A 12,805-nucleotide genomic window follows, 5' to 3' on the forward strand; every position below is an offset into this window, starting at 1 on the left:
ACTCAAGCAATAGCAACACATGAAAAAGCCCCAACAAGAATGCTTGTTGGGGCTTTAAAAACTTCAAACCGTTTTAAAAGAGTAAAGCCTTACTGTTTCATTCTTTCAGCAAGATTCTTTTGTTCGTAAGCTTCTTCCTCAATGTGTGTGATATTCAACACAATATTTTCTGCACTGCGAATACTATCCAGACTCAAGGCATCCACATCTTCCATTTTATCATTCAAGTCACGGGCTACTGCCGCCTGCTCTTCTGATGAGACATTAATCTGTGCCGTCATTTCCACGACTTTCTTAATAGCTGCCTCAATGTCTCCCATTTTTTGTGCAACTTGATTAACACTGTCCACGCCTTGCTGCGCAACCAAAGTGCCTTTATCGATTGTCTCGGTCACATCAGAAGTATTCTTTTTCAACTCTTCCGTCATGGTATGAATATTTTGCGTCGCATTTTGTGTCCGAATAGCCAATGCTCGAACTTCATCTGCCACAACTGCAAAACCTCTTCCCGCTTCGCCCGCTCGAGCAGACTCAATCGCCGCGTTCAAGGCCAATAAATTAGTCTGATCGGCGATATCGCTAATAGAGTGAACCACTTCATTGATACTGTCACTGCGCTCAGCCAAAACAGCAACAACCTTTTTAGCATCCGAAATATCTTTATACACAGCTCGCATTGTCTCGCCCGTTTGCTGAGCCAATAAACGGCTATCTCGCGTCAAAGAGCCAACAGACTCAGTTGCTTCAACCGCCACGTTAACGTGTGTTGCGACTTGAGTCACACTGGACAATAACTGAGAACTAGACGCCACCACACTTTGAAAAGTGCCGCGCTGCTTATTAAAGTTATTTAAGTTAGCGGTAACACTTGCTTTTGACTCTGACGCTCTCTTTTGCAGCTGCCCTGCACCTTCTTTCAAACGGTATCTAAAGGTATTCCCTGCGGCTTCTTGGTGAATTTTGGCAAACTTAACGGCGGCTTTAGAGCCAATCATTTTGCAGTATAAATATTGGCCAATTGGGTTCTTTGACTCTTTAGACAAACCATCAACAACTGCATTTAAGCTTTGATTTTGATACAGAGACAAAGCTCCGCCCAACGCCGCCAAAACACAAGATAGTATTTGGATAATCAATAAGTTGGAAGTTAATCCAGCCACAGCCAAGAGCACAAACGCAGCTAATACAGGCCATGCGGCATTCGCCAAATGAGAGCGAACTTTCGCAGCAAAAGGCAACAAGCCTTTTCCTGCATTTAGTCGATCATAAATGCTTTGGGCATGTTGAATTTCTTCTCTTGTCGCCTTTCGTCTAACTGACTCATAACCGATAACTTTATTACCATCTAACAAAGGGCTTACATGTGCGCTTACCCAATAATGGTCGCCATTTTCACAACGATTTTTGACAATACCCATCCAGCTATTGCCCTGCTTCAAATTCGCCCACATATCGGCAAAAACAGCAGAAGGCACATCAGGATGACGGATAACGTTATGAGGCGCTCCAATTAAGGCGTCAGATGAATAACCTGCCACATCACAAAAAGCATCATTAACAAAAGTAATTCGACCTTTCACATCCGTACTGGAAACCAAAACATCGCTTTCTGGAAAATCATTTTCTTTGTTGGTAACTGGCATCTTTCGCATACGATAATCCCTGAGTGGCAGAGTTATTTTTCTATAAAAAATATGTATTAAAAACGTGGGCAACCATATTAATTCTGAAAAGGTACAAAAGTAAACATAACCCTATTCATCATCAAAATCTTGGTAAGCTCCAGGCGCTAAATCTTCAAAGCGAGTATATTTACCAACAAACGCCAACCGACAAGTACCAATCGGCCCGTTACGTTGCTTACCAATGATAATTTCAGCAATCCCTTTATGAGGCGTGTCTTCATGATAAACCTCATCACGATAAACAAAGGAAATCACATCCGCATCCTGCTCTATCGCACCAGACTCACGCAAATCTGAGTTAACCGGACGCTTATTAGGTCTATTCTCCAAACTACGGTTAAGCTGAGACAGAGCAACCACAGGGCATTCCATTTCTTTCGCAATGGCCTTTAGAGATCGAGATATTTCCGAGATTTCATTTGTTCGACCTTCGGTGAAACCAGGAATCTGCATCAACTGAAGGTAATCGACCATGATCAGCGCAGGACTTCCGTGCTCTCTGGCAATACGACGCACTCGGGAGCGCATCTCAGTCGGGCTAATACCACCCGTATCATCGATAAACAGCTTGCGATCTTTCAGCATTTTCACCGCAGACATGAGCTTATCCCAATCTTCTTGTATCAATTGACCAGACCTCATTCGAGTCTGATCGATACGCCCTAATGATGACAACATACGCATCATCAATTGTTCTGATGGCATCTCCAAACTGAAAACGATCACAGGTTGATCTGTGATCATGGTGGCATTTTCCACCAAGTTCATAGCAAAGGTCGTTTTACCCATAGAAGGACGACCCGCCACGATAATCAAATCAGACTTCTGCATTCCTGCCGTCATGCCGTCTAGATCCGTAAATCCTGTACTCAAGCCGGTAATAGCACCCTCTTGATGATAAAGCTCATCAATTTTATCTACGGTGGCACTTAAAATATCCGCGGCAATTCGAGGACCGCCTTTTTTCTCTCCACCTTCTGCGATTTGGAAAATCTTCCGCTCAGCTTCATCCAATACTTCAGCAGCAGTCATTCCTTCAGGGTGAAAAGCTCGAGAGGAAATATCGTTGGTTGTCGAGATCAAACGGCGAAGAATCGATCGTTCACGAACAATGTCGGCGTATGATGCAATGTTTGAAGCGCTTGGTGTCGCTTCCGCCACTTCGATTAAGTAACCCATGCCGCCGATGGATTCTAAATCACCGCGCTTATCTAATCGCTCACCAATCGTAACCACGTCAATGGGCTCAGACTCATCAGCTAAGCGAGCAATCACAGCAAAAATAAGTTGATGCTCCGGACGATAAAAATCATCGGCAATCACTAGCTCAGAGACCTTCTCCCAAGCTTGTGGATCCAGCATTAATCCACCAACAACAGAACGCTCAGCCTCAATAGAATAAGGCGGCAATTTAATAGAAGAGACTTCAGAATCATTTAGCTGCACAGAAAACATCCATAAAAATGCGGAGAAAAATTAGGAAGGTTAGCTTATCACGCCCATAAAAAAAGGGCATCTTGCAATCAGCAAGACACCCTCTTTGATCGAATAATTTAGAGAACTAAATTACTCAGCAGTTACGTTCAAAGTAACAGTCACTACTACTTCTGGGTGAAGTTGTAGATCTACTTCAAAAGCACCTGTGTGACGAATCGCGCCTTCTGGAAGACGAACTTCTGCTTTTTCTACTGCTACTTCAGCAGAGATTGCATCAGCGATATCACGTGTACCGATAGAACCGAAAAGCTTACCTTCATCACCAGCGTTTGCAGCGATAGTGAAAGTTTTGCCTTCAAGTGTTGTAGCGCGAGTTTCTGCAGCAGCTTTACGCTCAGCAGCTTGAGCTTCAAGCTCTACACGACGCTCTTCAAAGCTAGCCAAGTTAGCTTTTGTAGCCATTACAGCTTTTTTGTTCGGAATCAAAAAGTTACGAGCATAACCTGGTTTAACAACTGCAACGTCGCCAATACCGCCTAGCTTGTTTACTTTGTCGAGTAGAATAACTTCCATCTCGATCACCTCTAATTAATCATTAGCCATTACTTGAGTCGGACGATTTACCTTGAATTCTAGAACGAATATTTACAAAGCTGTCGATCACACACAAAGTGACCAAAATATTTGCGAAATACACATTTAGAACAAAAAAACCAACAAGGTAAAATGCAATTAGTCCAACAACCCCAATTTCTTTTTTTGCTAGAATACCGTGTACTAAAGCGAGACCAGGCAAAACCAATGCAGGTATAGCGGCCTGAGAGAATACAGTAAAGGAGCCACCTAAGCCTTCTCCGATAAGTATCATTCCACCCAGTACCAAACTAAACGACACAGGCAATCTTAATTGATGAAATTCTGTACGCAACCCACCAGGGTTATAGAGTCCTGCTTGCCATTTCCTTGCTAAAAACAAAGAAAGAACAGCAATGACCACTTGGAAGATGGATATAGCCACCACCGCCTGATCAAAGATCAAACCTCTATCTGGAACTTCAACGCCCTCTTCCGAAGACAAGACATTCTGAACAAGACTAACCGCCAAATTCAAAACATTTTCCATTAATAAAGGCTGAACTAGAGTGCTAATAACGGCTAGAAAACTGCCAACTAATAACACCCAACTCCATGACATTGTCGACCTAAGCAAATAACTCAACAACATCACATCCGCTAACACCAATAACGCCGTTGCATCTCCTTGGAGCACCCACAACACAAGTGCTGGTAAACAACCCCAAGCTAATACAGGTATTCCTTCTTTTACACCTTTACGAAGCACCACCAACCCTAAGATCGCAGCGGCTAGCCAAAACATCATAGGGATCAAAGTAAACAGCATGACACCAATAATGGCGTTCAAGCGTTTCTTCATTACCCATTTAGCTAAACCACTCATATGAAGCGCTTCTTCAGCCTATTAATTAAAGTGGCTGTCAGTGTAAGGAAGTAAAGCAATGTAGCGAGCGCGTTTGATAGCAGTCGCTAGCTGACGCTGGTAACGAGCCTTAGTGCCAGTGATACGGCTAGGTACGATTTTACCAGTTTCAGTAACATAACCTTTCAGTGTGTCTAGATCTTTGTAATCGATCTCTTTAACGCCTTCTGCAGTAAAACGGCAGAACTTACGACGACGGAAAAAACGAGCCATGAGTGTCTCCTAATAAAAAATATTGATTAATCTTCAGATTCTTCAGTTGCTTCAGCTGTCGCTTCGTTGTTGCGCTCTTCACGTTGAGGAGCAGAACGACGATCTTCACGGCCTTCAGAAGCTTTAATAGGAGATACGTCAGTTACCGCACCTTTACGACGAATCACCAAGTTACGGATGATCGCATCGTTGTAGCGGAAAGTGTCGTTCAATTCAGACAAAACACTGTCAGAACACTCAACGTTCATAAGAACATAGTGTGCTTTGTGAATTTTGTTGATTGGGTAAGCTAGTTGACGACGACCCCAATCTTCTAGACGGTGTACTTGACCACCATCTTCAGTGATTAGGTTAGTGTAACGCTCAACCATTGCTGGTACTTGTTCGCTTTGATCTGGGTGAACCAGAAAGACGATTTCATAATGACGCATTTAAGCTCTCCTTATGGGTTCTTAGTCTCCACGCTTCCCCTGTTAAAAAGCTGTGAGACAAGGAGTATTGATTTACAGGGACGCGCATTATATAGCACTAGTGTGCAATAAGTAAACGCCATCCATATTCTAAATCAAATAAACAAAAATAAGTGCTCGGACAAAGTGTTGTACATCCACAATCAAACTCCATAAAATTATTCGCAATACTTTCCACTCTCTCTTTTATGTATATGGATGTCATGAAAATACTTCTACTAGTTCTCTTAATTTTCACACCTTGTTTGGCACAAGCCGAGATTGGATTAGGTGTCTTTGGAAGCATTTCACAGAAGCCGTATAAAGCAACAGATACCCAATACACTGTGTTTCCAAACATTACTTATCAAAACGAACGATTTTATCTTCGTTTCCCAGAAATTGGTTATCACCTTCTACCTAGGCCGTCTTTCCAAAGCCTTGCCATCGGCTTAACCTATGACAGCTCAGGTCTCGACCCAAAAGACTCGAGTGATACAAATATTCGCAGACTTGACGAACGAGAAGACAGCATCATGGCCTTTGCATCTTATAGACTGGGGCCAATTACTGCGAAGCTGGTACAGGACATCAGTGGTGAACATGATGGCTACTACACCCAGTTGTCCGCTGGTTACCCTGTCTTTATTCGTTCTTGGCGAATTATCCCCTCTATTTCATATCGCCACATAGGCTCCAAAATGAGCAACTACTTATTTGGTGTTTCTCAAAGTGAATCAGACAAAACAAGCGGCGCTATTGAAACCTATCACACCAATACAACCTCTTTTGTCCGCTATGGTGTCATAGGTATTTATCAAATAATGAAGAACGCGAACGTCATGATAGGTATCAACCACACTCGGTTTGATGACGAAATCTTCTCAAGCCCAATTATAGAGGACAACCAAACCACCTCTTTAATCAGTAGCTTTATGCTCTCTTTTTAATTCAATCTAAGCCTAAGTTCAGGAACAGATTAATGGACAAATTATCTAAAAATACTCAAGCTATCTTGTTTGGACTTGGCGCTGTTTTACTCTGGTCCACCGTTGCAACCGCATTTTCAATATCGCTTAAATATTTAACACCCACACAGCTGCTCCTTGTTGCGAATGCTGTATCACTTGTGTTCCTAATTGTACTGATTGCATGTAAAGGCGACCTGAAAGAACTTCTCACATCAGCCAAGCAGTCTTGGAAATCTTCATTCTTTTTCGGGGCTATCAATCCCTTTATTTATTATCTGGTTTTGCTGCAAGCCTATAACATGCTTCCCGCTCAAGAAGCACAAGCCATCAATTACACTTGGGCGATTATGCTCAGCTTCATGGCTGTCCCAATCTTAAAGCAGCGCCTTAAACCCACAGATTATGTCGCAGCGGCAATGTGCTATTTTGGCGTTCTCTACATTTCAACTCGGGGACAAATCACCTCCTTAGAGTTTTCCAATGGCATTGGTGTTGCTTTTGCGCTTTTAAGCACAGTAATCTGGGCCATGTATTGGTTGCTAAATACCAAAGACAAGCGACCTAGCCTAATCGGCCTAACACTGAATTTCGCTTTTGCCTTACCATTAATTACTCTATACGCCGCCATGACAGGCGAACTTACCCATTGGAATAAAGAAGGATTGTGGAGCGCTGTTTATATTGGATTATTTGAGATGGGACTTAGTTTCGTACTATGGAATCAGGCACTCAAACTAACATCTAATGCAAGCCAAGTAGCCAATCTAATATTCTTATCGCCTTTGCTTTCAATCATTTGGCTATCTCAATTCGCTGGTGAACCCATTTTACAATCTACTCTAGTTGGGTTAGCGTGCATCCTCGTCGGCCTTTTCATACAAAATTGGGCTAAAAAAACAAAGTAAAAGGACACTCAATGCCAGCTTTTATCTATTTGCTACTTCCTATTATATTTTGGTCCGGCAATTACATTTTGGGAAGGTTAACCGTTTCTAATGGCATAGACCCTTACACAATATCTTTTCTTAGATGGAGCCTAGCCTGTTTAATTCTGCTCCCTTTCGCCTATAAAAAACTCTGGCAAGAGCGCAAAATCATCGCTACCAATTGGCCACTTCTGACCCTTTTCGGTTGGCTCGGCATTTGTAACTACAACCTATTTTTATACATTGGACTGACCTCAACGACTGTCACCAATGCCGTGTTATTGAACTCTATTATGCCTGTGATGATTCTAATTACAGCCAGATTTTTACTAGGAAACAAAACCTCTTGGCTGCAAAATCTGGGCATATTCATTTCCACTGTTGGCGCCATCACCATAGTAAGTCGTGGAAGTCTGGACACTCTTTTACACCTGACCATTTCACAGGGTGATTTATGGATTATTGCCGCCGCTGTCAGTTGGGCAATTTATTCCGTTCTGATCGTCAAAAGGCCAAAAGAAATGTCTCTGATCGGCTTTTTTACCAGTACCGCTATTATTGGGATGCTATTTCAAATGCCGCTCTTCTTTTTATTCGGCGAAACACAATTAACAGATTTAACAAATGGAAACTTAGGTACCATCTTATATATGGCGCTTTTCGCTTCAATTGGTGCTTTCCTATGCTGGAATACTGGCATCCAAAAACTGGGCGCAGCAACAGCAGGACAATTCATCCATTTACTGCCTGTTTTCAGCATAGGCCTTTCCGTCATTTTTCTGGGAGAAAGCTTATTTCGTTTTCATTATGTGGGGATTGTGCTCATTTTCTCAGGCATTTTTGTGGCGACGATACTCCACAACAAGCGACAACAAACCGCTTAAATTTTGTTTTTAGAGAGACTGATTAGACTTACCAAAATAGTCTACAAACGATGGATGTGCCGGTGTTTGACTCAAAACAGATACTGGCTCATGAGCGACGACTTTACCTTGCTCAATCAAGAGCACATTTCCGCCCACTAAACTGGCTTCCTGAGGCAAATGCGAAACCAACAAAGTCGTCAAGGAAAGCTCTTCTGTCACCTCTTCCACTAGATAAAGCATCTCTTCACGCAAGGAAGGATCTAGCGCGCTAAAAGGCTCATCCAATAAAAGTATCGGCTTATTCCTTACCAAAACACGAGCAATTGCAACACGCTGAGCTTGCCCACCAGATAAAGCTTGTGGAAAACGATCTGCTTTATCAACAAGTTGCGTTTTCTCTAAAGCCCAACTGACCTTATCTTTTTGCTCGGTATTTAGAGACAGAGAAGGCGATATTCCAATCGCTACATTTTGCCAAACCGTTAACTGAGGAAAAAGATTGTCACTCTGAAACAAAGTAGAAATCGGCCTTTCATATGGAGCCAAGGCAAGTAATGGCTCACTATTAAAATCCAATACTCCATGACCATCCAGAAAGCCGCCAAGCAAATGTAAAAGTGTACTCTTCCCTTCCCCGCTTGCACCCAACAGAGTGGTCACACCCGATGAAATATTCACACGATAATCCGCATGAAAGTTATCCCAATTGTATTGAAGGCTAATTTTTAACATTCTTTTGTCCTCCAATAAGCCGAGATGACAGATAAAACAAAACCAAACAGAGCGTGATCAATACCACCGCGACACAAGCCCCTTCTTCTAATCGATAAGAACCAATCAATTGAAAAAGGTACAAAGGCAAAGACACCAAACCTTGACTGCCAAACAAAGCAATCACACCCATATCACCAAGGGACAACAACAAAGCGTACCCAAATGCTTGCGCGACAGACTGACGAATGAGAGTCCACTCCAAACACCAGCGAGACCAACCGCGGACTCCCAAACTCAAATATACATTTCGAAAGCGTCGCTCTTGCTGATACAAAACAGGCATTAAAGCTCTGAGTACAAACGGCAAGGCCATCACAGCATTTACCCACACAACAATCCAATAGCTCGACTGAAACCCCCAACCGAAATCACGCAACAGCAAAAAAAGCCCCGTTGCGATCACCAAGCCAGGTACCATCAAAATCATATTACCGAGATGCTCAATCTTATTGGGTAAAACCGACAAGTATCTGCGCCCAACACAAAATCGAGCCAAAACACCAAAGCAGATCCCTAGCAATAAACTGACCGCCGCAGCGGGCAAAGCGATTTGCAATGACACCATGACGGACTTCCATAAAGAAGAAGACAACAAAGTATCGAAAAAAGTAGCCGAGAATACAGGATCAAAAATCGCGATAAAGGGCGGAAAAACCAAAAGAAACACACACAGCATAGCTGCAAGATCTGAGGCTTTCGCCCAGAAAGAGTCTTTCAAAATATATCGCTCAGCAGACAGTAAGCTCGCATCTTGACGATTAACAGGCGCAATTCGATACACAACAAGAGCAAACAAGGTGCATATCGCCACCTGCATCAGAGCTAAGAAACTGGCCTTACCAAGATCAAAATCAAACCTCAAAGCCTGATAGATAGCCACTTCCAACGTGCTTGATTTTGGCCCACCACCTAAACTCAGCACCACGGCAAAGCTGGAAAAGCACAACATAAAAATCAACACAAAAGCACCGGGCAAAGCTTTTTTCACATAATGCCATTCAATTAAACGAAATGCAGAAAGGCGAGAAAAACCTAGTTGGGACGCCTGGCGCCACTGACCCGAAGGAATCAAATCATAGCCTTGCAATAAAAAACGTACCGCCAAAGGCATATTAAAAAAGACATGAGCCAATAAAATTCCCGTCAAGCCGTACAAAGGAATTTGCAAACCAAATAACTGACTCAACCAACCTGTACGGCCATAAACCACAACCAAGCCTAAAATCGCGACAATTGTCGGGACAACCATAGAAATAGAGAAAAGCTGCAAGAGAAACGATCGCCCGAAAAACCGCCGATGAACAAGGCAAGACGCAACAGGAATGGCAATTAAAATACTAATCCCACTACTCAATAAGGCTTGCCACAACGAAAAACGAATCACGCGCCAAAGATAAGGCTGAGATAAATAGCCAAGCCAGTTAGACAACTCACTATAACGCAAAAGAGCCGCCAAACTGGCAGCTCCCATTATCAAAAAGAGACCAACACCTAAAATGGCAGGCGTCAGCCCTTGATATAAACGCAAAGAAAACACGTTAAGAAATCTTATCGAGTCGTCGCATTTAACCACTCATCAACCCAAGCTTTACGGTTTTTTGCGACTTCTTTAGCCGGCAACACTAAGTTCTTAGTTGGCAGCAAAGCACTATCAAATGCAGCAGGTAAAGGCTCTGAAGACTCAACCACAGGCAACATCCAGTTTCCTGTAGGTATCACTGATTGAAATTCCGGCTGCAAAATAAATTGCATGAAACGCTCCGCCAAAGCAGGATTTGGAGCATTTTTCATCATGGCAGCCAATTCAACTTGAGGATAAAGACCTTCGCTAGCAGATGCCGCTTTATACTTACTCTCGCCTTCCGCAATAATGTGATACGCAGGGGAAGTGGTATAACTCAACACAACATCAGCTTCGCCTTTTAAGAACAAACCATAAGCATCAGACCAGCTCTTTGTCACTGTCACCGTGTGACTCGCCAAACTTTCCCAAGCATCAGACACGTCATCACCATAAACAGACTTCATCCATAACAGAAGCCCTAAGCCTGGTGTACTGGTTCTTGGATCTTGGTAGATTACTCGAAGATCTTGATTTTCAACCACGTCCTTCAAACTCGTCGGAGGATTGCTCAGCGTTTCCGAGTTATAGATGAAAGCGAAATGGCCTTGGTCAAATGGGACAAAAGTGGTGTCATTCCAACCACCAGCAACAGTCACATCAGATGTATCAACTGAATGCGTCGCCAACAACCCAGTCTGTTTTGCCGCTTCCATTAGATTCAGATCCAAGCCTAGCAATACATCTGCCTGAGATGATTTCCCTTCTAGCTGAACACGCGACAAAATTCCAACAGAAGAATCTAAAGCGACAAAGTTCAATTCACAGCCACATTCTTTCTCGAAGTTTCCTTTGATTTTTGGCCCTGGCCCCCAATCTGAAGAAAAAGAGTCATAGGTATAAACGTTTAATGTATCCGCTGCAGATGAGACAGAAGAGAAAAGTGCAGCCGATGAGAGAAAAAGGGCCGCTGAAGATATTTTCAACAAGAATTTATTCAATGTGTCGCTCCTAAAAAGTGAGCGGCGTACAGGAGAAACGGCAAGATGCTAAGAGTGCAAAGCTTGCTACCTCGATTCCTACGCCAGCATGATCTGGATCAGGTTCAGTGGGTTAGCAGTCAATTCCGCTTCTCAGCTTAGGTTCTAACAAACCAAAGCACCCCATGAGATAAAGAGCCGTTATTGTAAAGAGTCAATCAACGGAAGTCTATTTCAGAAAGCACTCGAGTAACAGCGCCCTGATTTTTTTCTGCAAACCGTTGAGCTGCCCGCCCGACTCGATAACACAGAGAAGGGTTGCTAGCAAAAGAGATCAACACCTCTTCCAGCGCTGTTTCATCTAAGCAGCGGATCGCCCCTTTTATCTGTATCAACTGCTCTGTAATATCTAAAAAGTTAAAGGTATGAGGCCCCACTAAAATAACCTTCCCTAATAACGCAGGCTCAATCGGATTATGCCCACCACGCTTGATCAAGCTCCCACCGACAAAGGCAAGATCAGAAGCTTGATAATAATGCATCATTTCCCCCATCGAATCGCCAATGACTACATCGAACTTTGACCACTGGTCTGGTGATTCTTGACTACGCAACCCAACCTTTTCAAAGTGTTGTTTTGCTAACGCATAAACCGTATCAAAACGCTCAGGATGACGAGGCACAAGCAAAAGCAACGCATCCGACTCTTTTTGCAAAAGAGCCTTATGAGCACTCAAAGCAATTTCATCTTCCCCTTGATGCGTACTCGCAGCAATCCAGACAAAACGTGAACCTAATTGTTCACGCCAATTATCCAGCAAAACATCAGGAGAAACAGAGAGATCAAATTTAATACTGCCTGTTGTTAACACCTTTTTCGCACCCAAGGCTTCAAATCGTTCCGCGTCACTTTTTGCATGCGCTAAAAAACTATCAGGCAGTTTAAATAGAGGTCGAGAAACATAAGAGAATTTTTGGTAGCGCAAAAAAGAGCGTTCGCTCAATCGAGCATTTACAACGTCCACGCGAAGGCCTTGTTGTTTTGCTTGAAACAGCAAATTTGGCCAAAGCTCAGTTTCGACAATAAGAAGATGTTTACAGGTAAGCTGCTTCAGCGCTCTTTTGACACTAAAACGCCAATCCATGGGTAAGTATCTGTGCTCAGCAAATGGAAAACTTTTCCCCACCTGCTCCGCGCCTGTTGGCGTCATGGTAGTGATCAAAAATCGATATGTCGGATGCTTCTCACGCAACTGAACAATTAATGGCCTTACCGCAAGCACTTCGCCCACAGAAGCACAATGAATCCATAAATCAGCGCTTACAGAAGGCCAGAAGCCCAGTGCTTCTTTAGGCCGGTAATGGCTGTATTTTTTCTGAAAGCGCCGTATTTTCAATAAAATGATCGGTGTTAATAGCAATAAAGCGAAACGATACAACCACAT

At 43.1% G+C, this 12,805-nt stretch carries 13 protein-coding genes and 1 riboswitch; of the genes, 3 read left to right on the plus strand and 10 right to left on the minus strand.

Going from position 1 to position 12,805, the window contains the following annotated elements; all coding sequences use genetic code 11:
• Positions 1–89: 89 nt before the first annotated feature.
• The 6 genes from ACMUMQ_RS02745 to rpsF all read right to left on the minus strand — a co-directional run bounded on the left by ACMUMQ_RS02745 (position 90) and on the right by rpsF (position 5,264).
• Positions 90–1,652, minus strand: a complete 1,563-nt coding sequence (locus ACMUMQ_RS02745) for a methyl-accepting chemotaxis protein (protein WP_414680501.1) — start codon at positions 1,650–1,652, stop codon at positions 90–92.
• A gap of 102 nt (positions 1,653–1,754) precedes the next feature.
• The gene (gene dnaB / locus ACMUMQ_RS02750; protein WP_414680502.1) at positions 1,755–3,131 is read right to left on the minus strand and encodes a replicative DNA helicase; all 1,377 of its coding nucleotides are present in this window, start codon (positions 3,129–3,131) and stop codon (positions 1,755–1,757) included.
• Between the two features lie 120 nt (positions 3,132–3,251).
• A complete protein-coding gene (gene rplI, locus ACMUMQ_RS02755) occupies positions 3,252–3,695 on the minus strand; it encodes a 50S ribosomal protein L9 (protein ID WP_317003012.1) in 444 nt (147 codons plus the stop codon).
• Between the two features lie 22 nt (positions 3,696–3,717).
• Positions 3,718–4,581, minus strand: a complete 864-nt coding sequence (locus ACMUMQ_RS02760; RefSeq protein ID WP_414680503.1) for a hypothetical protein — start codon at positions 4,579–4,581, stop codon at positions 3,718–3,720.
• 21 nt (positions 4,582–4,602) lie between these two features.
• Positions 4,603–4,833 (minus strand): 30S ribosomal protein S18, encoded by a 231-nt coding sequence (rpsR, locus tag ACMUMQ_RS02765; RefSeq protein WP_024023215.1) that lies wholly within the window; start codon positions 4,831–4,833, stop codon positions 4,603–4,605.
• A 26-nt stretch (positions 4,834–4,859) separates the two neighbouring features.
• A complete protein-coding gene (gene rpsF / locus ACMUMQ_RS02770; protein WP_317003010.1) occupies positions 4,860–5,264 on the minus strand; it encodes a 30S ribosomal protein S6 in 405 nt (134 codons plus the stop codon).
• Positions 5,265–5,506: 242 nt separating this feature from the next.
• Between rpsF and ACMUMQ_RS02775 the strand changes: the two genes are divergently transcribed.
• The 3 genes from ACMUMQ_RS02775 to ACMUMQ_RS02785 are packed head-to-tail and all read left to right on the plus strand — an operon-like array spanning position 5,507 to position 8,063.
• Complete coding sequence (locus ACMUMQ_RS02775; protein ID WP_414680504.1) at positions 5,507–6,232, plus strand: MipA/OmpV family protein; 726 nt, start codon at positions 5,507–5,509, stop codon at positions 6,230–6,232.
• A gap of 32 nt (positions 6,233–6,264) precedes the next feature.
• Positions 6,265–7,158, plus strand: coding sequence for a DMT family transporter (locus ACMUMQ_RS02780; protein WP_414680505.1), 894 nt, complete (start codon positions 6,265–6,267; stop codon positions 7,156–7,158).
• Between the two features lie 11 nt (positions 7,159–7,169).
• Positions 7,170–8,063 (plus strand): DMT family transporter, encoded by an 894-nt coding sequence (locus tag ACMUMQ_RS02785; RefSeq protein ID WP_414680506.1) that lies wholly within the window; start codon positions 7,170–7,172, stop codon positions 8,061–8,063.
• Between the two features lie 9 nt (positions 8,064–8,072).
• On the opposite strand, the gene ACMUMQ_RS02790 is transcribed toward ACMUMQ_RS02785, so the two are convergent.
• The 4 genes from ACMUMQ_RS02790 to ACMUMQ_RS02805 form a co-directional block, all read right to left on the minus strand.
• On the minus strand, positions 8,073–8,777 hold the full coding sequence (locus tag ACMUMQ_RS02790) for a thiamine ABC transporter ATP-binding protein (RefSeq protein WP_414680507.1): 705 nt from the start codon (positions 8,775–8,777) through the stop codon (positions 8,073–8,075).
• Positions 8,764–10,356 (minus strand): thiamine/thiamine pyrophosphate ABC transporter permease, encoded by a 1,593-nt coding sequence (thiP, locus tag ACMUMQ_RS02795; RefSeq protein WP_414680508.1) that lies wholly within the window; start codon positions 10,354–10,356, stop codon positions 8,764–8,766. The genes ACMUMQ_RS02790 and thiP overlap by 14 nt, the downstream gene beginning before the upstream one ends.
• 11 nt (positions 10,357–10,367) lie before the next feature.
• Complete coding sequence (thiB, locus tag ACMUMQ_RS02800; RefSeq protein WP_414680509.1) at positions 10,368–11,381, minus strand: thiamine ABC transporter substrate binding subunit; 1,014 nt, start codon at positions 11,379–11,381, stop codon at positions 10,368–10,370.
• A 57-nt stretch (positions 11,382–11,438) separates the two neighbouring features.
• Positions 11,439–11,556, minus strand: a riboswitch (TPP riboswitch).
• 22 nt (positions 11,557–11,578) lie between these two features.
• Positions 11,579–12,805: a 3-deoxy-D-manno-octulosonic acid transferase gene (locus ACMUMQ_RS02805; RefSeq protein ID WP_414680510.1), complete on the minus strand. Its 1,227-nt coding sequence runs from the start codon at positions 12,803–12,805 to the stop codon at positions 11,579–11,581.

The sequence above is a fragment of the Marinomonas algae genome, from assembly GCF_047525555.1.
Classification (GTDB): Bacteria; Pseudomonadota; Gammaproteobacteria; order Pseudomonadales; family Marinomonadaceae; genus Marinomonas.